At 40.2% G+C, this 21,107-nt stretch carries 18 protein-coding genes, 1 pseudogene and 1 riboswitch; of the genes and pseudogenes, 16 read left to right on the plus strand and 3 right to left on the minus strand.

The features are described 5' to 3' along the window. The first annotated feature begins 818 nt into the window (after positions 1-818). From DAHG_RS02260 to DAHG_RS02320, 11 genes and pseudogenes are all read left to right on the plus strand, one after another. Positions 819-1,760: a hypothetical protein gene (locus tag DAHG_RS02260; protein WP_022936692.1), complete on the plus strand. Its 942-nt coding sequence runs from the start codon at positions 819-821 to the stop codon at positions 1,758-1,760. 79 nt (positions 1,761-1,839) lie between these two features. Then, positions 1,840-1,918, plus strand: a riboswitch (ZMP/ZTP riboswitch). 100 nt (positions 1,919-2,018) lie between these two features. Then, entirely contained in the window at positions 2,019-2,753 is a 735-nt protein-coding gene (gene pflA / locus DAHG_RS02265; protein ID WP_022936693.1) for a pyruvate formate-lyase-activating protein, read from the plus strand. Continuing rightward, on the plus strand, positions 2,740-3,039 hold the full coding sequence (locus DAHG_RS02270) for a YbbN family protein (protein WP_022936694.1): 300 nt from the start codon (positions 2,740-2,742) through the stop codon (positions 3,037-3,039). Before pflA ends, DAHG_RS02270 begins: the two co-directional genes overlap by 14 nt. Continuing rightward, positions 3,039-5,283, plus strand: a pseudogene (pflB, locus tag DAHG_RS18510) (formate C-acetyltransferase). Before DAHG_RS02270 ends, pflB begins: the two are co-directional and overlap by 1 nt. 84 nt (positions 5,284-5,367) lie before the next feature. Beyond that, the gene (locus DAHG_RS02285; RefSeq protein ID WP_022936697.1) at positions 5,368-6,540 is read left to right on the plus strand and encodes a metal-dependent hydrolase family protein; all 1,173 of its coding nucleotides are present in this window, start codon (positions 5,368-5,370) and stop codon (positions 6,538-6,540) included. 216 nt (positions 6,541-6,756) lie between these two features. Next, a complete protein-coding gene (locus DAHG_RS20390; RefSeq protein WP_022936699.1) occupies positions 6,757-7,698 on the plus strand; it encodes a helix-turn-helix domain-containing protein in 942 nt (313 codons plus the stop codon). 113 nt (positions 7,699-7,811) lie between these two features. Beyond that, the gene (locus tag DAHG_RS02300) at positions 7,812-8,537 is read left to right on the plus strand and encodes a hypothetical protein (RefSeq protein ID WP_022936700.1); all 726 of its coding nucleotides are present in this window, start codon (positions 7,812-7,814) and stop codon (positions 8,535-8,537) included. 5 nt (positions 8,538-8,542) lie between these two features. Continuing rightward, complete coding sequence (locus DAHG_RS02305) at positions 8,543-9,103, plus strand: TetR/AcrR family transcriptional regulator (protein ID WP_022936701.1); 561 nt, start codon at positions 8,543-8,545, stop codon at positions 9,101-9,103. A gap of 83 nt (positions 9,104-9,186) precedes the next feature. Further along, on the plus strand, positions 9,187-11,052 hold the full coding sequence (locus DAHG_RS02310; protein ID WP_022936702.1) for an oleate hydratase: 1,866 nt from the start codon (positions 9,187-9,189) through the stop codon (positions 11,050-11,052). Between the two features lie 317 nt (positions 11,053-11,369). Continuing rightward, entirely contained in the window at positions 11,370-11,816 is a 447-nt protein-coding gene (locus tag DAHG_RS02315) for a GNAT family N-acetyltransferase (protein WP_022936703.1), read from the plus strand. Positions 11,817-11,832: 16 nt separating this feature from the next. Beyond that, entirely contained in the window at positions 11,833-12,129 is a 297-nt protein-coding gene (locus tag DAHG_RS02320) for an MGMT family protein (protein ID WP_022936704.1), read from the plus strand. A 136-nt stretch (positions 12,130-12,265) separates the two neighbouring features. Here DAHG_RS02320 and DAHG_RS02325 read toward each other — a convergent pair whose 3' ends face one another. Continuing rightward, complete coding sequence (locus tag DAHG_RS02325) at positions 12,266-12,856, minus strand: cytidylate kinase-like family protein (RefSeq protein WP_022936705.1); 591 nt, start codon at positions 12,854-12,856, stop codon at positions 12,266-12,268. Next, on the minus strand, positions 12,853-14,268 hold the full coding sequence (locus DAHG_RS02330; RefSeq protein WP_022936706.1) for an MATE family efflux transporter: 1,416 nt from the start codon (positions 14,266-14,268) through the stop codon (positions 12,853-12,855). Before DAHG_RS02330 ends, DAHG_RS02325 begins: the two co-directional genes overlap by 4 nt. A gap of 412 nt (positions 14,269-14,680) precedes the next feature. On the opposite strand from DAHG_RS02330, the gene DAHG_RS18520 reads away from it, so the two are divergent. The 5 genes from DAHG_RS18520 to DAHG_RS02355 all read left to right on the plus strand — a co-directional run bounded on the left by DAHG_RS18520 (position 14,681) and on the right by DAHG_RS02355 (position 20,167). Beyond that, complete coding sequence (locus tag DAHG_RS18520) at positions 14,681-15,691, plus strand: ABC transporter permease (RefSeq protein WP_051151176.1); 1,011 nt, start codon at positions 14,681-14,683, stop codon at positions 15,689-15,691. Beyond that, entirely contained in the window at positions 15,688-16,656 is a 969-nt protein-coding gene (locus DAHG_RS02340; RefSeq protein WP_022936708.1) for an iron chelate uptake ABC transporter family permease subunit, read from the plus strand. Before DAHG_RS18520 ends, DAHG_RS02340 begins: the two co-directional genes overlap by 4 nt. After that, on the plus strand, positions 16,653-17,405 hold the full coding sequence (locus DAHG_RS02345; RefSeq protein WP_022936709.1) for an iron ABC transporter ATP-binding protein: 753 nt from the start codon (positions 16,653-16,655) through the stop codon (positions 17,403-17,405). The genes DAHG_RS02340 and DAHG_RS02345 overlap by 4 nt, the downstream gene beginning before the upstream one ends. A 15-nt stretch (positions 17,406-17,420) precedes the next feature. Further along, a complete protein-coding gene (locus tag DAHG_RS02350) occupies positions 17,421-18,383 on the plus strand; it encodes a siderophore ABC transporter substrate-binding protein (RefSeq protein ID WP_022936710.1) in 963 nt (320 codons plus the stop codon). 146 nt (positions 18,384-18,529) lie between these two features. Further along, on the plus strand, positions 18,530-20,167 hold the full coding sequence (locus tag DAHG_RS02355) for a Na/Pi cotransporter family protein (protein ID WP_022936711.1): 1,638 nt from the start codon (positions 18,530-18,532) through the stop codon (positions 20,165-20,167). Positions 20,168-20,190: 23 nt separating this feature from the next. Here the strand turns inward: DAHG_RS02355 and DAHG_RS18525 are convergent, their stop codons facing one another. Continuing rightward, positions 20,191-20,985, minus strand: a complete 795-nt coding sequence (locus DAHG_RS18525) for a putative ABC transporter permease (RefSeq protein WP_022936712.1) — start codon at positions 20,983-20,985, stop codon at positions 20,191-20,193. Positions 20,986-21,107 lie beyond the last annotated feature (122 nt).

The following is a 21,107-nucleotide window of genomic DNA, read 5'->3' on the forward strand; positions in this document are numbered from 1 at the left end:
TTTATGTGTGATGACTATTCTATAAAGCAAGTAGAGTTTTCATAGATATGTACTTTCATAAACATATGTAAGTTGTTTTTCACTTTCAGGATAACTGCCTGTGATTTTTATGTCAAGGCAAATTTTGCTTAATAAGACTAATATTAATTTTAGGAATATATCAGAATGAGATATAATTTTATATTTCGAAAATGGTGTTGATATGTTAAAATTATAGAGAAGAAAACATCTAACAGAGTGACTGCCGATAAGCTCCTCTCTCTTTTTTCCTTTTGGGATTGGAAGGGAGGATAAACGGTATGGATTTATCACTTATAATTGCTGTTATAGCATCGGTTTTGTCTGGTGCAGCGATAGTGATTGACTTGATCCGTCTTTGTATTTACATCCTCTTTGAAAGTTCAAAGAAGGAAAAATAAAACAAAACACTCTGTTTTCTAAATTTGACCGTTTAGACAGAGTGCTTGTTTTTAAAGTGATTTAAGGCAGACACCTGAAAGATGTCTTTCTTCACTATTATTATAAGTAAATCTAAGAAATAAATCAAGCAATCTGTGAAATACAAAGCAGCTTTTATATATAAAATTTTAAAAAAATTACCATTTTCATACTCATCAAACTATTTATCCTTAAAATTCTTTGAAGATCAATAGGCTGTTTATAATAATTGTGCGTTTAGTCTTTTGATATGATAAAATATAAATATATAGCACATTCATTTATTTGATTTTCTTGCTTATTGTTTTCAATTTTCATCACCTATGATTTTTCTGTTTTGACAATGATTAAATTACAAATCGGTTGAAGGAGGGGTGAAAATGCAAAAAAAGACTCGTTTAATATTATGTTTAAGTTTAATGCTGACCATGCTGAGTGGCTGTTCAATCATTGATATACTAGTCCAATCAGTCAGTACAAAAACGAGTATCTTGTTGGATGTCGCAAAGGTTTATCGTGATTATGCCATTGCTTATCCAGTAGGCAGAGTGATGCGCAGTATAGAACCCTCTGAGCCAATTATCATCCCGCATAAGCAAGAAACTGCTTATCCTATGGAATTTGGCTTTGTTCCTGATGTATTGGTCTATCCAGAGAATCTGGATGAACCTTTATCAGGGTATGTATACTGTGTAGAAAATAACTATCTTGATGTATCCGCAATCAAGAATTTTGATGATACAGCTTTACAAGTAGGTGATCAATTAACAGTTGCTTTTGATGAAGGGGATATGAATTTAGAGAATAATACGATTATTGCGAAAAGTATCAATGTTAAATCCGTGAATGATATGGATTTCAATGAGTTGGAAAGTGATGACCTTATATTAGGTGATCCATACAAATATAATGTGGATTGTAATGATATGTCTGTTTATAGTTTAATATCCATATTAATGGAATATGGAACTGTACATTGCACAGAAGGGAATAATGAACTTTGGTTATTCAAAGGATATGAAACAAGTATAACTGTATTTTTTGAGAATAGAACTCATGCGGGCATATCCATATATCAATATCCATCAAATGCTGAGATGATGATTGATGCTTATAATATGAATAAGGATGGTGAATATAATGGTAAAGCGTATCCTCTACAAGAATACTATTTTAAGATAGGGAAAATCATATTAGAGGTGAGAGATTCAAATGAAGCAAGTGATTATGATGCGGGAAAATTATTAGAGATTCTAAAAACACATATAGGAGATCCATATGCACGAACCTTTCCAAAAGATAATTTTATTGAGAATGAATAATGTAACCGCTTAACTATGTAAACTTTATTTATTCGTTCATATCCATGCTTGACAAAGCCTTTGGTCAATGCTATTTTATTAATAGTTATACGACTGACGGAAGTGGAATTAACCACATGAAGTATGACAGTGCAGCGCCGACCGTCTGGGCAATTCAGTCCGGATGAGTCGGCTTTTTTGTATCAATTTTTAAGTGGTTTTACTTTACAGATCGGCTGACTTTCGATAGACTAAATGTACGTTACGGAGGGATGATCATTGACTCAGGGAAGAATTCATTCAATTGAAACATTTGGAACCGTCGATGGTCCGGGAATCCGTTTCGTATTGTTTATGCAGGGCTGTCCAATGCGCTGTCTTTATTGTCACAATCCAGATACATGGAATCTTGAGAACGGTGTTTTGAAAACACCTGATGAGATTCTTCATGAAATATTAAAGTATCGCCCTTATTACAAGGATACTGGCGGCTTGACAATCAGCGGCGGCGAGGCGTGTCTGCAGTTAGATTTTGTACTTGAATTATTTGCTTTATGTAAAAAAGAGGGGATTCACACTTGTTTAGATACGTCGGGAATCACTTTTAATCAAAAGGATGATCGCTATCTCAAGCTTTGTGAGTTGTGTGATTTAGTTCTTCTTGATATGAAGCAAATGAACAGTGCCAAGCACAAGAAATTATGTGGTTTTGAGAATGATCGGGTATTCGCTTTCGCATCTTTCTTAGCTCAGCACCACGTACCCGTTTGGATTCGTCATGTTCTGGTGCCGGGACTGACGGATGATGCTGAGCATTTAATGGCCATGCGGAAATGGATCGATACCTTATCAAATGTAGAGAAGGTTGAGGTTCTCCCTTATCACACGATGGGGATTGTGAAGTATCAAAGTCTTGGTCTTGATTATCCGCTGGCTGGGGTAAACGCGCCAAGTGCTGAAAAGGTTATAATGGCCAGAGAAATATTATGTGGAGATCAGCATGAAAAAATTTAAACTTATACAGCTGAATGGCGATGTTTGTGCCGGCTGTGCGCAGAATCTGCCGGTGGTTCGCCAGGTGCTTGCAAATCGCGATGACTGTGATTTTGTAGAAATTGGTGAACTGGAGGAAATCGCAAAGATTGTCCGACGTTATGGTTTGACACATCTGCCGGCACTTGTTTTGCTTGGCAATAATGAATTTATTGGCGAGGTTCACGGCTATCAGCCTGAAGAAATCCTCGCTGTGTGGCTGGATGCCAAAATCGAACAATTTAATCGACAAGGAGAAAGAGCATGATGAGAGAAGAATGGACAGGGTTTAAAGAAGGTAAGTGGATCAAGGAAATTAATGTCCGTGATTTCATACAGAAGAATTATACGCCTTACACAGGTGATGAAACTTTTCTTGCCGGGCCTAGTGATGCGACAACGGCTTTATGGCAGCAGGTACTGTCACTGAATGAGCAGGAAAGAGCGGCAGGCGGTGTATTAGATGCTGATACCAGTGTAGTATCAACGTTAACTTCCCATGCGGCGGGATATTTAAACAAAGAATTAGAAAAGATTGTTGGTTTTCAAACCGATAAGCCATTTAAACGTGCGCTGCAGCCTTTTGGCGGTATTCGTATGAGTGAAAGTGCTTTAGAGGCTTATGGTTATGAGCTTGATCCGGAAATTAAGAAAATCTTTACGCAATATCGCAAAACCCATAATCAGGGAGTATTTGATGCTTATACGCCTGAAATGAGGGCTGCCCGTACTTGTGGTATCATTACCGGTCTGCCTGATGCTTATGGCCGCGGCCGCATTGTTGGCGATTATCGCCGCATTGCCCTGTATGGTGTTGACGCGTTAATTGAAGATAAAAAAGAAGTGATGCGGATTCGCTTGAATGGCAGTATGTATGAAGATAAGATTCGTGATCGTGAAGAGGTTGCGGAACAGATCCGTGCATTAGGTGAATTAAAGAAAATGGCGGCAATTTATGGCTGTGATATTGCCAAGCCTGCCAAGAGCGCGCAGGAAGCGATTCAGGCGGTTTATTTTGGTTATCTGGCTGCGGTTAAGGATCAAAATGGTGCAGCCATGTCATTAGGACGTACTTCCACTTTCTTAGATATTTATATTCAGCGTGATCTAGAAAATGGTACCTTAACAGAAGCTGAGGCACAGGAATTGATGGATCATTTCATCATGAAGCTGCGTCTGGTTAAATTCATGAGAACACCGGAATACAATGATTTATTTTCAGGAGATCCAACTTGGGTTACTGAATCGGTCGGCGGTGTTGGCATTGACGGACGTCCTTTAGTAACAAAAAATTCCTTCCGTGTACTGCATACACTGGAAAACTTAGGACCAGCGCCAGAACCAAATCTGACCGTTTTATGGTCCAAGCAGCTGCCTGATGGCTTTAAGAAATACTGTGCGAAGCTTTCCATTGAAACTTCTTCTTTACAGTATGAGAATGATGATCTGATGCGTGTGGAAATGGGTGATGATTATTGCATCGCCTGCTGTGTAAGCTGCATGCGTGTGGGTAAGGATATGCAGTTCTTCGGTGCTCGTGCTAATCTTGCGAAAGCATTGCTTTATGCGATTAACGGCGGTATTGATGAAAAGAAAAAAATTCAGGTATCACCGCGTTTTGAACCAATCACCTCGGAATATCTTGACTTTGATGAGGTAATGGCTAAATATGATCAAACCTTAGATTGGCTGGCTGGTCTATATATCAATACATTAAATGTAATTCATTATATGCATGATAAATATTGTTATGAAGCGATTGAAATGGCTCTGCATGACTATGATGTGCGCCGGTTGTTTGCGACGGGTGTAGCTGGTTTATCAGTGGTTGCCGATTCATTATCCGCTATTAAATATGCTCATGTTAAAACCGTGCGTGATGAAAATGGCATTGTCGTAGATTATGAGATTGAAGGCGATTTCCCTAAATATGGCAACAATGATGATCGGGTTGACCAATTAGCGGCTGATTTAGTTAAGAATTTCATGGATAAGCTCAGACAGCATCATACATACCGCGGCGGAATTCATTCCATGAGTATCTTAACTATTACAAGTAATGTTGTTTATGGTAAGAAGACAGGCAATACACCGGATGGCCGTAAAGCCGGTGAACCTTTTGCACCAGGTGCTAATCCGATGCATGGCCGTGATACAAGCGGCGCATTGGCGTCTTTAGCATCAGTGGCAAAATTAAATTATGATGACGCTCGTGACGGTATATCAAATACCTTCTCAATCGTGCCGGAATCATTAGGAAAGGACTAAGGAGGAACTTATGAGTCAGCGTGTAGATAATCTAGTAAATTTGATCGACGGTTATGTGGAAAGCGGCGGTCATCATCTGAATGTAAATGTATTTAACCGAGAAACATTGTTAGATGCTCAAAAGCATCCTGAATTATATCCGCAGTTAACCATTCGAGTATCCGGTTATGCTGTTAATTTTAATAAATTGACAAAGGAACAGCAGGACGAGGTAATATCTCGTACAATGCACGAAAAAATGTAAGCGAGGTCTGGTGAAAACCAGACTTTTCATTTACTTCTCATGCATCAAAAGGTAAAATAGAATGAAAGACAGGAGGCTTAATTTATGGAATATATAAAAGCTGGAAGATTAATTGATGGCTGCGGGAATGTCAGTGAGAACATGATCCTGTGCATTGATGAGGGAAAGATTAAGGGAATATTAAAAGCAGAACAAATGGCTAAGGAAGTAGAATTTATTGATTATTCTGATTTTACGATACTGCCGGGACTGATTAACGCGCATATTCATGCTTTTTCACCTTGTGATATGAGGGCAGAAGAAGAGCAGGCACGCACGCCTTTGCAGAAGGCTTATGATGGGGAACGTTTCATGCATGATTTGCTTTACAGCGGTGTTACCGCTGCCCGTTCTCTGGGTTCTGAGGGAACCAGTGAGCAGCAGCTTCGCGATTGTATCAATAATGGTACGGTAATTGGACCGGATCTTGTCGTATGCGGCCGTGTGATCACAATGAGCGGCGGTCACGGATGGAGTGACGGCATGCAGTCTGATGGTGTTGATGAATGCCGTAAGAATACGCGCATTCTGCTTCGTGAGGGAGCGGATGTGATCAAAATAATGGCTACCGGCGGGGTTATGACGAAAGGCGTAGAACCGGGCAGCGCGCAGCTTACGATGGAAGAAATGAAGGTCTGCGTGGAAGAGGCTCATAAGGCAGGCAAGAAAACAGCGACCCATGCCCAGGGGAATCAGGGTATCCGCAACGCGCTGAATGCCGGTATTGATTCCATTGAACATGGCATCTACCTTGATGATGAAGTAATCGCCCAAATGCTGCGTCAGGGGACTTATCTGGTACCTACACTTGCAGCGCCAAAATGTATCGTCGATCATGGCGAAGGAATACTGCCTGATTATGTGATGCGTAAATCAAAGCTGGTAATTGATGCTCATGTGGAAAGCTTTAAACGGGCTTATGCTGCTGGAGTGAAAATTGCGGTTGGCACAGATGCCGGTACACCTTATAACTTCCATGATAAAACAGCCTATGAATTAGAATTAATGGTTAAGTATGGTGTTGCGCCGATGGAGGCTATTACTTTTGCGACACATAACAGCGCTGAATGTCTAGGCATCGAAGCTGACCACGGTACAATTGAAGTCGGTAAGTTTGCTGACTTAATTGTTCTTGAAAAAAATCCTTTAGACGATATCACTGCTTTACAAAATGTCAACAAAGTCTATAAACATGGTGTTTTAGTACTCAACCGATAGTTGAAAACAGCAATTCAACGAACGGGTTATTGTTAGAATCAAGTTTCTTCTCTATGATGAAGGTGTCAAGGGAAGGTGATAACATGAGACAATCAAAACAGAAATTCTATTATCCGCAGGAGCAAAAAGCATTTGCTAAAAAAGCCTTAAGCGCAAAAGCTTGGTTTTGGATACACAGTCTTATGAACCCTAACCGATAACCTAAAGGAGAACCATATGAACATTGGAAAAACGATCGCTGATTATCGTAAAGCAGCAAATATGACGCAGTCAGAAGTCGCAGACCAGCTGGGCGTTACTTATCAGGCAGTATCTAAATGGGAACGTGATGAAAGTCTTCCGGATATAACGATGCTGCCAAAGATTGCTGATCTCTTTAATATCAGTATTGATACTTTATTAAGAGGAAGTTTTGAAATGAAGGAAGAAAAAGAAGTTGCGACAGCCCGTCAGATCATTGAAGAAGTCACTGAGGCGGAACAGGATGAAACGGCTGAAACGATTGAGCCTATAAAAAAACAGGATCAGGATGAAACGCCTAAAGCCGCTGACAAACCTGTTGATGATGAAAAAACAGAATCAGATGAAAACGATAATGATGCCTTTATCAACATCAACTTAGGCGGCCTGCTGGAACAGCTTGCACCGCTGATGAAGCCTAACCAGTTGGATCGGGTAGTCGGCAAGCTTGGCCGGATGAATAAAAAATTAAGCAGCATCTATCCGTTCCTAAAGCGTGAACGAATGAGTGAACTGATTGCCAAGACCCCCTTGGATGAGCTGGAAATTGATGAACTGCTGCCGTTCTTAAACAGTGCGCAGCGTGATCTGCTGATTGAAAAAATCGTGCAATATGAAAATGTACCTAACTTTTTAGATCTTGATGATCTTTATCCTTTCCTTAACTCAGCCCAGAAAACAGTTTTGCTTTCATGGCTGCTGGCATATGATCGTTTTGATCTGCTTGATGACTTTATGCCATTTTCCAACTCAGAACATCGTGAAAAGATCATTGATGAAATGCTTGAAACTGGCAATTTAGAGTATGTCAGTGAAACCTATCCTTTCATTAATAATGAGTTAAAAAATCGGCTGCTTACTTATTTTATAGAAAATCGAATGACTGAAGAGCTTTCTGAACTGATGGATTTTATGTAATCTATCAGTTTTCTTTTCGGTGACAGTTTATATAGTTTGTGTAAATTTGACTGTCTTTTTGAAAGAAAGTGATATAATAATGATGATTATTTTAAATTTGGAAAGGAAAATCTATGAAAAAATTCAACTGGCGTAAATTTATTAACCGTTTTGTCTTTTTTTCTTTACTTATATCGGCAATCTTTTTGATTATTCGATTATTTCTGGCACCGGCGGGCAACGATGTTCCTTATGGACGCGTTAAAAGTGATTATGTTTTAATGCTTGTGCAATGTATTCTAGGCTTATTTGCCATGACTTTACCGGGCTTGCTTTCACATCGTTTTCAAATCGAGATTCCTTCCGGCATGCTGGTACTTTATGCGATCTTCCTATACGGGGCGATCTTTCTTGGCGAGGTGCGTTCATTTTATTACACGGTACCGCATTGGGATACGATTCTGCATACCTTTTCCGGCGGTATGCTGGGGGCATTAGGCTTCTCCTTTGTGACATTGCTGAATAAAACCGATAAGATACCATTAAATCTATCACCGCTTTTCATTGCGATTTTTGCGTTCTGCTTTGCAGTAACACTAGGTGTATTCTGGGAAATTTATGAATTTACCTTTGATGGTGTTCTGGGCTTAAATATGCAGAAGTTTGCTCTTGAATCCGGTGAGCAGCTGATGGGCAGGGCCGCGCTTCAGGATACGATGAAGGATTTGATCGTTGACTGCTTAGGTGCCTTCATCATGGCATTAGTAGGTTATATTTCATTGAAATATAAGACTGGTTTTATTGAAAAGCTGACGCTGCGCAAGAAAAAGAATCATCATGATAAGCGCTTATCCGCTTAGTTATTATGTCACAGACAACTAAAAAGGCATTAGCGGCCTCTTTGAAACAGCTGCTGAAGGAGAAACCGCTTGATAAAATAACGGTGACAGACTTGGTTGAGGATTGTGAGGTAAACCGTCAAACGTTCTATTATCATTTTCAGGATATCTATGATCTGATTGAATGGATCTATGTCAGTGAAGCGGCACGTATTCTTGGCGATAAAAAAACGGCGGCAACTTGGCAGCAGGGCTTTCAGAATATTTTTGACTATCTGATAGAAAACAGCTCTTTTGTATTAAATACCTTTCATTCATTAAACCGTGAGCACCTTGAACGATTCCTTTATGAACAAACCTATCATCTGCTTTATGATGTTGTTGATGAGGAGGCGGTAGCCTATTCAGTATCAGAAGCGGATAAAGCATTTATTGCTGATTTTTATAAATATGGTTTTGTCGGCATTGTGCTTGACTGGATCAGCAAGGGAATGAGGGAAGAACCGCAGACAATTATTCAGCGTCTTTATGTAATGATTCACGGCAATATCACAAAAGCGCTTCATGATTTTGAAAAGGAACACTGATTTATACAAGTCAGTGTTTTTGTATGAAATTTTGTCAAGGTTAAGGCAGTGTTGAAAGATTGGACAGGCAGGATGTAATGTCTATGGCAGTTCTTTTAAATATTGAGTATTCTATGGGTGTAAAACAAATGGAGGTACTTAATATGTATTATAGCAGTGGTAATTATGAAGCGTTTGCACGTCCAAAGAAACCGGCTGACGTTGACCGCAAATCAGCTTATGTGATTGGTTCAGGTCTTGCCGCTCTGACAGCAGCATTCTATCTTGTTCGTGATGGACAGATGAAAGGTGAACGAATTCATATTTTAGAAAAATTAGATTTGGCCGGCGGCAGCTGTGATGGCCGTAAAGATATTACAAAAGGCTATTATATGCGCGGCGGCCGTGAAATGGATAATCACTTTGAGGTTATGTGGGATGTATACCGTGATGTTCCATCTATTGAAACGCCGGGAGTAACTGTACTTGATGAATATTATTGGTTAAATAAAGAAGATCCGAATTACTCTTTATGCCGTGCATCAACTAATTGCGGCGAGGATGCGCATACAGATAAGAAGTTTACGTTAGATAAAGAGTCTGCATTAGCAATGTCCAAGTTATTTATCACTCCTGAAAAGGATTTAGAAGATAAAAAAATATCAGATGTGCTGCCGGAATCATTCTGGTCAACAAATTTCTGGCTCTATTGGCAGACGATGTTTGCTTTCCAGCGCTGGTCAAGTGCTTTGGAAATGAAGCGTTATCTTTGCCGTTATGTTCATCATATTGATGGCTTGCCTGATTTTAGTGCTTTGCGTTTCACTAAGTACAATCAATATGAAAGTATGATTCTGCCGCTGGTGAAATATCTGGAAGCTCATGGTGTTACATTAGAATTTGGCATGAATGTAAAAAATGTTGTTATTGAAAATAAAAATGGTGAACGTGTAGCTAAGCAAATTGTTTATATTAAAGATGATGTTGAACAGACCATTGATTTAACAGCTGATGATTTAGTATTTATTACAAATGGCTGCTGCACGGATACCTCTTGCTACGGCGATCAGAATACCGTCCCAGATTTATCATGTGTAAAGAATGGTACCGGTGAAAGCTGGGATCTGTGGAAGAATATTGCCGCGCAGGCAGAGCATGGTGAATATGGCAACCCGGATCATTATTGTGATGATTTTGAAGCTACAAACTGGATGAGTGCTACGGTTGCGACTGCGAATGAGGATATCATTCAGCATATCATGAAAATCTGTAAACGTGATCCTCGTAAAGGAAAGGTTACGACCGGCGGTATTGTTACGGTTAAGGATAGTACAGAAAATTGGTACATGTCTTGGACCATTAATCGTCAGCCGCAGTTTAAGGCTCAGGATAAAGATACTGTATTGATTTGGGTTTATGGTTTAACGACCAATAAAGAGGGTAATTTTGTTAAAAAGGCAATGCGTGATTGCACCGGTGAGGAAATTTGTCAGGAATGGCTCTATCATATCGGTGTGCCTGTTGATCAAATTGAAGATTTAGCGAAGAATGCCTGCAACACAACCACTTGCTTCATGCCGTTCATTAATTCATTCTTCCAGCCAAGAAAAGAAAGTGACCGTCCAAAGGTTGTACCTGAAGGTGCTGTAAACTTTGCCTTCATCGGTCAGTTTGCGGAAACACCGAGAGACACTATTTTCACTACGGAATATTCAATGCGTACAGGTATGGAATCAGTTTATACATTATTAAATGTTGACCGCGGTGTGCCGGAAGTATGGGGCAGTAAATATGATGTACGTGAATTGCTGAGAGCTTGCTACTATGCAATTGATAAGCAGCCGATTACTAATATTAAGCTGTCATTTAAGGAAAGAGAAATGATTAAGATAGCGATGCGGTTTGTGAAGGGAACTGATGTAGAAATTTTATTGAAGGAATCAGGATTGATTCCGGATACAGAGGAATAGTTTGTTTAAGGGTACTGCTAAAAGCGGTACCTTTTCATGTGTCATGGCAAATGATATAATACGGATATAAAGGCTTATAAAAGAAAAAGCAGGCAGATTATGAAGAAATTATTTTGACCAGTCTTATTTGATGAATTTAATAGACTAATTATCTTTTTAGTGGTTACTGTCTGCTTTGTATTTTTGCCGGCTAAAATTCGGATAAAAGGATTATCTCTGTACAATATTCTAATGGTTGTAATTACGTCATCACTGACAGTAAATGGCATATAAAGCAATACGATGGTTAGGGCTTGATATATAAGGGGTGATAGAGCATGCAAAAGGTTGAAATTAGATATTTAAAGGCTGCTGATAAGCAGTTTTGGTTTTGTCTTGATAAACACTTGCCAGAGAAAGAATTTGAAAATAAATTGCATACAAAAAGAGCTTATGTTTTATTGCTTTCTGATAAACCGATAGGGCTTTTAAGATATAATTTATTTTGGGATAATACCCCATTCTGTACAATGCTAATCATTGATGAAGAGTATCGAGGAAAAGGGTATGGCAAACAGTTAATGACTTATTGGGAAAAAGATATGAAAGAACAAGGATATGGTATGCTGTTGACATCTACTCAGGTAGATGAAGATGCTCAGCATTTTTATCGAAAGCTGGGCTATAAAGACTGCGGCGGCTTCATAATTGACATTCCTAAATATGCTCAGCCAATGGAACTGCTGCTTATCAAGGAAATTAAGCAGGAATCAGTCAAAGTATAAAAAAGGAGGTTCTTCTATGAATGAAGATTTCGCCTATATGGTCTTAGAAATCGTGCGTGAAATACCTAAAGGCAAGGTTGCCAGCTACTCCCAGATTGCTGCCTTATCCGGCTATCCAAAACGGGCGCGGATGGTTGGCAAGATTCTCTCACAGGCTGAATATTTTGGCCGTTATCCCTGTCATCGGGTACTGCACAGCGATGGCCGCTTAGTCACGGGCTGGGAGGAACAGCGCGAATTATTGGCAAGTGAAGGTGTTTTCTGCACAGCCTCAGGGAAAATTGACATGGCCAGTTATCAATGGGAAAATTAAAAAAATGAATAATTTAATCTTCTTTTTATCTTTTTTAGATAATTTTTAAGACAAAATCGGTACTTTGATACTTAAAATAAAATTTCTACATAATAAAAAATGTACTTATCCAATTATGGTATAAGTACATTTTACATTATTCAGCATTATAAAGATGGGTAATCAATTCGACACATTGATCAATGCCCAGTTCACCGCTGTCTAAAGAAATGTGATAATTATGCACATCTCCCCAGTTCATGTCTGTATAGAACTGATAATAAGCGGCACGGCGTTTATCCTTGTCTTTTAAGCGCTTCATTGGTGAATCATCTCTTTCACCATATTGTTCGACAATCCGTTGTGCGCGTTTTTCCATACTGGCATGAATAAATACCTTTAAACAATCGTGTTCTTTTAATATATAATCAGCACAGCGGCCAACGATCACACACGGGCCTTTCTCTGCCAGTTCAAGTATGATTTTTCTTTGAATGAACCAAATATAATCCTGATTGGAGTAGCCGTCCACTGAACGATCCGCAAAAGCATTGGCTAACCAGCCGCCATGACTGGCATATTCACTTTTCTCGGCAATATATTCCTTTGTGAAGCCGCTTTTCGCAGATAATTCCTCAATCAATGATTGATCATAACACGCGATACCCAATTTTTCTGCCGTAAGCTTTCCGACAGTTCGGCCGCCGCTGCCAAATTCACGGCTGATAGTAATAATTTTTTTGTTCATGATAGGATCTCCTTTTTCTGTTCTGAATCTAAATACTTATAAGTGCTGAAGATAACGGCTGCGGATATTAAGAAGGTTAAAATATCAGATACCGGCATGGAATAAAGGACGCCGTCTAAACCAAAGAACAGCGGCAGGATTAAGGCAAAGCCAACACCAAATACTACTTCACGCAGCATCGAAAGCAGCGTAGATACGAGTGCCTTTCCTAACGCTTGAAGGTAGATGAAGGTTGCCTTATTGACACAGGCAAAAATCATCATACATAAATAGATGCGGAAGGAACGCACAGCAAATTCTGTATAATAAATACTTTCATTCGCAGCACCAAAAACAGTGATTAACTGATGTGGGAAGCATTCTGCGATGAGTAGTGCAACCGCACCGACAATGGCCTCCCATATTAAAAGATGAGTAAACAGACTGCGCGCTCGATCTTGACGTCCGGCACCGATATTGTAACCAATAATAGGGATGCAGCCAGCTGCCATACCGACGGCAATTGATATTACGATCTGAAAGAATTTCATGACAATACCAACGACGGCCATAGGTATCTGTGCATACTGAGCCTGTGAAAAAATAGGATCAAGCGCACCGTACTTGGTAATCATATTGTTGATTGCCGCCATCGCTGCTACCAATGAAATCTGCGAAAGGAAGCTGCAGATGCCTAAAGACAAAAAGCGCAGAGTCAGTTTTGGCTGAATCGTAAAACTATTTTTATTCAGTGTGACGGCTTTCATATGACAAAGGTACCAGATTGCAAGAACGGCAGTTAGAACTTGTCCGATTACGGTCGCTGCTGCTGCCCCCATCATACCCCATTTGAAGATAAAAATAAAGATGGGATCTAAAATAATATTGACTGCGGCGCCAGCCAGCGTAGAAATCATCGCAAATTTTGGACTCCCGTCAGAGCGGATAATGGGATTCATTGCCTGTCCAAACATATAGAAGGGAATACCAAGGGTAATAGTGAAAAAATATGATTTACTCAAGGCAAATGTTTCCGCATTTACCTGACCGCCAAACATCGTCAGGATTGCATCTTGAAAAAGTAAATAAATCGCCGTAAGCAGCAGGGAAGCAGTCAGGCATAACAGAATGGCATTGCCGATGCTTTGATGAGCCTTCGTTTTATCATTGGCTCCTAGTGATAAGCTCACAAAGGCACAGCAGCCATCGCCAATCATGACGGCAGCGGCGAGTGCGACCACGGTCAATGGAAATACAACGGTATTAGCGGCATTGCCATAAGAGCCCAGATAACTGGCATTGGCGATGAATATTTGATCTACGATATTGTATAATGCCGCTACCAGCAAGGATATAATGCAGGGCAGGGCATACTTGCGCATCAGTGTTTGAATGGCCTCTGTTTCTAAAAAATGATTCGATTTTTGTTCCATAAATTTCCTCCTTGTTAAACAAAAAAGCGAGCGGCAAAAGGAGCTGGATTTATGCCCTTGGCCACACGCTAAAAACTTAAATATACAATTTTGGTTTTGATTATATATTGAAAACCACATAAAAAGCAACCCGTAGTGCCAACTGGTTTTACGCCGAAAGCTACGCGTTGCATGGTTTAATTATAATCGGAATCAAAAATAATTTCAAAGTGAAATTTCAAAAAATAAAATTTTATTTATAAAGTTTGTCCCAGTATAAAAATTTATAATAAAATCATTTGACAAAAGAAAGCGTAGTTGATAGAATGAACAGGCAGTTAGTTAAAGCTAACTGTATTCTTTAAAAGATAAAGTTAGAAATATCTAACTTGTTAGGAGGGGTATCATTAAAAAGGTAAAAATAACCTTTCTGCTGGCAGCGGCATTATTTGTTTTATCAATGATGTCTTTATTTATCGGTGTTTCAGATGTAACGCTGAGCGGTGTTCTAAGCGGTAATCATGAACAGCTGCAGCTGCTTTTGATTTCACGGATACCAAGACTGCTGGCGATTCTTTGTACAGGCATCGGCATGAGTGTGGCGGGTCTGATCATGCAGAAATTATGTATGAATAAATTTGTATCCCCAACAACTGGGGCAACGCTTTCTTCGGCTCAGCTGGGAATCCTGATTGCATTGTTATTTATGCCTGGATCAACGCTTTGGAGCCGGGCAATCTTTGCGTTTATTACAGCTATCTTAGGAACGTGGCTTTTTGTCTATTTTATTCAAAAAATACAGTTCAAGGATGTTGTGATGGTTCCCTTAGTAGGCATTATGTTTGGTAATGTAATTGGCGGCATAACAAATTTTCTCGCTTATAAATATGAGGCGACGCAAGCCCTTTCTTCATGGCTGGTTGGTCATTTCTCCTTAGTGCTGCGCGGCCGATATGAGATTGTTTACCTGGTTGTGCCCTTAGTTTTCATCGCCTTTCTCTATGCCAATCATTTTAATATCGTCGGCATGGGAAAAGATTTTTCTAAAAACCTGGGTGTGAATTATAACCTAGTGTTATTTCTGGGGTTATCGATTGCGGCAATGATTAGTGCGAGTATTGTTGTTGTCGTTGGCAGCATCTCCTATATCGGTTTAATCGTACCTAATTTGGTAGCGATGTTTAAGGGGGATAAGATCCGCGGAACAATGGCTGACACCGCTTTATTCGGCGCCTTGTTTGTGCTGGTTTGCGACATGATCGGCAGAATAGTGATTTATCCCTATGAGCTGCCGATTGAATTGATTGTCGGCATTATCGGCAGCCTGCTGTTTATCGGCTTGTTATTTTATCGTTTAAATCATGGCACCCGCAGCATTCAGCTTTCCATTTTTGGCAGCGGCTGTGCGAGTCAGCCGGTAATTGAAGAGGAGGCAAAGCCGTGAAGGAGCGTTCAACCAATAAAAGAAAGATGTGCTGGCTGATTCTGCTGTCTATTGCAGCGGCGCTGATTTATCTGTTCCTGTTTATGAATATGAAGTATTTTGATTATTTCATGAGTCTGCGTGTTCCTAAACTTGTTGTCATGATCATTGTAGCATTCGCAATCGGCGGTGCCTCCATCGTCTTTCAGTCAATTATCAACAATACAATTGTAACCCCCTGTCTTTTGGGCATGAACTCACTTTATACGCTGATCCATACGGCGGTTGTCTTTTTTCTTGGTTCAGGCAGTATCTTTGTGGTTCAGGCAAATCTGTCTTTTGGTTTAGATCTGATCCTGATGGGCGTTATTGCGACGCTGATCTACAGTTATCTGTTTAAGAAAACCAAGCATAATGTGCTGTATGTACTTTTGAGCGGTACGATTATGACAACCTTTTTTTCAAGCATTCAGACGACACTGACCCGTATTATGGATCCCAATGAGTATGATACATTGTTATCCTCATTAGTTGCCAGCTTCAGCAATATTAATACTAGTATTATCGTTTTTTCAGTATTGCTGATGGCAGCCATTATCTTTGGTTTAAGAAAAGAACTGGCCCTGCTTGATGTGATTACGTTGGGTAAGGATCAGGCCATTAATTTAGGTGTTGACTATGACCGTACGATCCGCAGGCTGCTGCTTGGTGTAACACTGTTTATCGCCATTGCTACTGCGATGGTTGGCCCCATTTCATTTCTGGGTTTGATTATTGCCAATTTGTCCCGGGAGTTTTTCAAGACATACCGGCACACTACTTTAATCATCGGGTCATTTTTAATCGGTATCATCATTCTGGTTGGCGGCCAGATCGTTGTGGAACGTGTCTATAACTACGGCATACCAATTTCAGTCTTTATTACTGTGGGTGGCGGCATTTATTTCTTATACTTGCTGCTTAGACAAAGGAGGGTCAATGGATGAAGGCAAAGCAATTAACAAAAGCCTATGACGGCAAAAAAGCGGTGGATGAGGTAAGCTTCTCAATACCTAAGGGGAAGGTTACTTCACTTATCGGACCCAACGGCGCCGGCAAGTCTACCGTTATGGGGATGATCTCACGATTAATTGCGAGTGACAGCGGCTGTATCGACTTTGAAGAGAAGGATATTAAGCAATGGAAAAGCCGTGAATTAGCAAAAAAGCTGGCAATCCTGACGCAGTCCAATGCAATCCAGATGAAACTGACAGTGAAGGAGCTGGTCAGCTTTGGCCGCTTTCCATACAGCGGTTCACATATCAATGAAACGGATAAAAAAATTATTGACCGGGCGATCAGTTATATGGAATTATGCGAGCTTGAAAATCGATTTATTGACGAGCTGTCAGGCGGTCAGCGCCAGCGGGCATATATTGCTATGGTTATTGCGCAAGATACTGATTATATCCTGCTTGATGAGCCGACGAATAATCTGGATATTTATCATGCGACCAATATGATGAAAATTGTCCGCCGGTTATGTGATGAATTAGGTAAAACGGTCGTCATGGTGCTGCATGAAATTAATTACGCGGCTTTTTACTCTGATTATATCTGCGCGTTTAAGGATGGCAGAATAGCAAAATTCGGCACTGTCAGAGAAGTGATGACCAAAGAGGTGCTGAGTGATATTTATCGGGTAGATTTTGAGATTCAGGAGATTGAGGGCAAACCTCTTTCGATTTATTATTAATAAAGGAGAAGCAAGATGCTAAAGAAAATGTTAAGTATTTTATGCTGTTCAGCTTTGCTGCTGAGCGGCTGCGCGCAAGCAAGCAAGCAGGAAGATGGAAAAAATGAGCGTGCCACGTTAAGCGTGACAACGCTGAATGGCAATCAGGAAAGTGTTGAACTTGAGGTTCCCTATGACCCGCAGCGAATCGCGATCCTCGATATGGCAGTTTTAGATATGCTTGATAATTGGGGATTGGGAAACCGGGTAGTCGGTATGCCAAAATCCAGCAAAATCGATTATTTACTTGCTTATAATGATAACGCCGATATTGCCGATTTAGGGACTCTAAAAGAAGTTGATATGGAAGCGTTAATGGCTAGTGAGCCGGATATTATTTTCATCGGCGGCCGTTTGAGCGCGCAATACGATGCCCTATCTAAGATTGCCCCGGTAGTTTATACGGCGGTTGATAACAGTAAGGGTCTGATACAAAGTATTAAGGATAATGCGCAGATGATTGCTTCTATTTTTGGTAAAGAAGCCTTGGCTTTAGAACAGACGGAAGCATTTGACGCGCGAATTGATGTTTTAAAGAAAGCAGCTGCGGGAAAATCAGCGATTATCGGTATGGTTACCAGCTCCAACTTTAATACTTTAGGAAATGGCAGCCGCTGTTCATTGATTGGCAATGAAATCGGTTTTACCAATCTTGCTGATGATGTAGATACAACCCATGGCAATGAGTCATCTTTTGAGTTACTGGTAGATAAAAATCCTGATTATATTTTTGTTTTAGACCGTGATTCAGCAATTAATGCTGAGGGTGCTAAGCTGGCACAGGAGGTCATGAATAATGAACTTGTCCAACAGACAGCAGCTTATCAAAACGATCATATTGTCTATTTGACACCCACCGTTTGGTATCTGGCAGAAGGCGGCATAAGCGCTCTTGATACGATGCTGAAAGACTTAGAAGCTGGTTTATTAGCACAATAATCATATGCACACAGGGTAAACTGTGTGCTTTTTGAATGTGATTATTCAAGTTAACTAAAAATTAACAAAAATTTAACAAAGCCTTTCTTGACGTCTGCGCAAACTCTCCCTATAATCATTATGAATAGCTAAATGAGAGGGACAATATGGATATCAAGGGGTTTTTGACTTTATTTGGAGGTTTGGCATTGTTTTTGTATGGTATGAAGATGATGTCTGATGGATTGGAGGCAGCCGCGGGTGATCGTCTTCAGCTGATTCTTGAGAAGCTGACATCAAACCGCATTGTCGGTGTTTTGGTAGGCGCTGGCATCACGGCTGTAATTCAAAGCTCTTCCGCGACAACGGTAATGGTTGTCGGCTTTGTGAATGCCGGTATGATGACATTGAAACAGGCGGTTTGGATTATCATGGGTGCCAATATTGGTACAACGGTAACCGGTCTGCTGATTGCGCTGGACATTGGCGCGATAGCACCGCTGTTTGCTTTTATCGGTGTCGTTTTAATAACCTTTATTAAAAAAGAAAAGGTACAGGATATCGGTGAGATCATCGCCGGTCTTGGTATCTTATTTATTGGTATGGATATGATGGGAGCAGCCATGCTGCCGCTTCGAGAATCACCATCTTTTATCGCGTTGATGACTACCGTAGAAAATCCATTGCTGGGAATTTTGATCGGCCTTGTATTTACCGCTGTAATTCAAAGCTCATCAGCATCGATTGGCATCCTGCAGGCATTGGCAGCCAGCGGTTTAATTCCTTTGCATAGCGCGGCCTTTATTCTGTTCGGTCAGAATATCGGTACTTGTATTACTGCCTTTCTCGCATCCTTAAGCGCGAATCGCAATGCGAAACGCACAACGATCGTTCACTTATTGTTTAATGTGATTGGTACGGTGATCTTTGTGCTGCTTTGTCTGGCAACGCCGCTGATATCAATTATTGGCCGCTTGACGCCGGATAATCCAATGGCCCAGATCGCCAATCTGCATATTTTATTTAATGTCACAACGACGCTGATCCTGCTGCCATTTGGTGTGAAACTGGCAGAGTTGGCTATGGTGATCCTGCCGGTACACAATGACGAAAAAGAGGATCTGCTGAAGCCGCTTTATCTGGATGATCAGCATCTTGGCTCGGTAGCGATTGCCACAGCTCAGCTGAAGAAAGAAATAGTACATATGTTTGAAATCGTGCGCCGCAATGTGGATTATATTTTTGAGGCACTGGATCCGAAGGTTCGTTTCCAAAAGGAAAAAATTGAACGCAACGAAGCTAAAATCAACGCGCTGAATATTGAAATTACTGATTTTGTAGCAAAGGCATGTACATTAGAGATGTCAGCGGCTGATTCAATTAAAATCAACAGTTATTTTAAAATCAGCAATGATCTTGAACGCATTGATGATCATGTGATGAATTTAAAAGAATACATGGAATTTTATCTGAATAAAGAGGTTGATTTTGATGAGGAAATACAGGCTCAGCTGAAGGAATTGTATTTACTGCTTAAGGAATGTTTAATGAAGCTTGGTGAAGAGTCTTTCTTTGACTATGAAGATAAGTATGAACTGATTGAACGTGATGAACAAAAGATGGATGATCTGACGTTCTATTACCGGGAGAAGCAGGTCAATGATTTACGCAGCAAGCAGTGCAGTGCTAAAACGGTTGTTACTTATTCAGAGATGCTGACGGATATTGAAAGAATGTCTGATCATTTATTAAATATTGCCCAGGAATGCAACGGTTCACGGATATCATTAAAAATAGATGATTAAAAAAATGCGGTTTCTACGCATTTTTATTTTTGCCGTTCTTTTAGATAAGAACTAATTGTATTCAGTTTTTGAGAAGAGATTTTCATTTGTGGAAATGCATTCTTTAAACGGCTGTGAAAGCCTTCCTGATTAGCTAGTTTTTCATAACGGGCATTTAGGTGCTGTTTTACCTCATTGATTCGCTCATCCTTTAATTCCATGAAGCCATTAAACTGCTCCCTTAATTCAAGCTGACTGAAAGCCGGTGCATATTCATTCAATTTTATTTTAAGCTCTTGGACCGCATTTTCAAATTTGCGGATATCCTGATCATAAGCCTTCAGTTCATCTAATGAAGAAAGTAAATCGATAAGGAATGCCATAAACAGTGCGGCAGCCATCAAGCATTGCGCAGAGTAGGGAATGAGCATTAATATTCCTTGAATCTGAGGATTGAGCACATAGAGAACAAAAATTGACATGATACCAAACATCATGCTGAAAAGCAGACAGATGCGGCCATTCAGATTGAGAAAGAATTGTGAGTAATCCCACCAGCGGGTGTGAAACAATACTTCCATGATCCATGAGGTAAAATATTCAAGGGCACTGGTCAGCACGACACCTAAGATAAAAACTAGGATGGGATATGATTGAACGGGCTGCAGCAATAGAATCACAAACATCGCGCCAAAGCCATAGATTGGGCAGATTGGCCCATTTAGAAAACCGGAATTCACTGCCTTGCGCTGCATCGCGGTGACTAAAAGTGATTCACACAGCCAGCCTAAAAAGCTGTAAATCATCAGCAGGATATAATTAGTTACAAAACTTGCCATAAAGACCTCCCAATATAAGTGTACCTATTCTATCGTACAGGCAAGGATGTGTCATTAGACAATCTTTGCTATTTGTAGTATGGATAAATGGCTTATGAATATCCGCTGATGAAGTTTTGTTG

The sequence above is a fragment of the Dielma fastidiosa genome, assembly GCF_000313565.1.
GTDB lineage: Bacteria > Bacillota_I > Bacilli_A > Erysipelotrichales > Erysipelotrichaceae > Dielma > Dielma fastidiosa.

Coding starts and splice junctions, on each gene's coding strand:
- DAHG_RS02260 (WP_022936692.1), top strand. CDS start 819: ATGCAAAAAAAGACTCGTTTAATATTATGTTTAAGTTTAATGCTGACC.
- DAHG_RS02270 (WP_022936694.1), top strand. CDS start 2,740: ATGAAAAAATTTAAACTTATACAGCTGAATGGCGATGTTTGTGCCGGC.
- DAHG_RS02285 (WP_022936697.1), top strand. CDS start 5,368: ATGGAATATATAAAAGCTGGAAGATTAATTGATGGCTGCGGGAATGTC.
- DAHG_RS20390 (WP_022936699.1), top strand. CDS start 6,757: ATGAACATTGGAAAAACGATCGCTGATTATCGTAAAGCAGCAAATATG.
- DAHG_RS02300 (WP_022936700.1), top strand. CDS start 7,812: ATGAAAAAATTCAACTGGCGTAAATTTATTAACCGTTTTGTCTTTTTT.
- DAHG_RS02305 (WP_022936701.1), top strand. CDS start 8,543: ATGTCACAGACAACTAAAAAGGCATTAGCGGCCTCTTTGAAACAGCTG.
- DAHG_RS02310 (WP_022936702.1), top strand. CDS start 9,187: ATGGCAGTTCTTTTAAATATTGAGTATTCTATGGGTGTAAAACAAATG.
- DAHG_RS02315 (WP_022936703.1), top strand. CDS start 11,370: ATGCAAAAGGTTGAAATTAGATATTTAAAGGCTGCTGATAAGCAGTTT.
- DAHG_RS02320 (WP_022936704.1), top strand. CDS start 11,833: ATGAATGAAGATTTCGCCTATATGGTCTTAGAAATCGTGCGTGAAATA.
- DAHG_RS02325 (WP_022936705.1), bottom strand. CDS start 12,856: ATGAACAAAAAAATTATTACTATCAGCCGTGAATTTGGCAGCGGCGGC.
- DAHG_RS02330 (WP_022936706.1), bottom strand. CDS start 14,268: ATGGAACAAAAATCGAATCATTTTTTAGAAACAGAGGCCATTCAAACA.
- DAHG_RS02345 (WP_022936709.1), top strand. CDS start 16,653: ATGAAGGCAAAGCAATTAACAAAAGCCTATGACGGCAAAAAAGCGGTG.
- DAHG_RS02350 (WP_022936710.1), top strand. CDS start 17,421: ATGCTAAAGAAAATGTTAAGTATTTTATGCTGTTCAGCTTTGCTGCTG.
- DAHG_RS02355 (WP_022936711.1), top strand. CDS start 18,530: ATGGATATCAAGGGGTTTTTGACTTTATTTGGAGGTTTGGCATTGTTT.
- DAHG_RS18525 (WP_022936712.1), bottom strand. CDS start 20,985: ATGGCAAGTTTTGTAACTAATTATATCCTGCTGATGATTTACAGCTTT.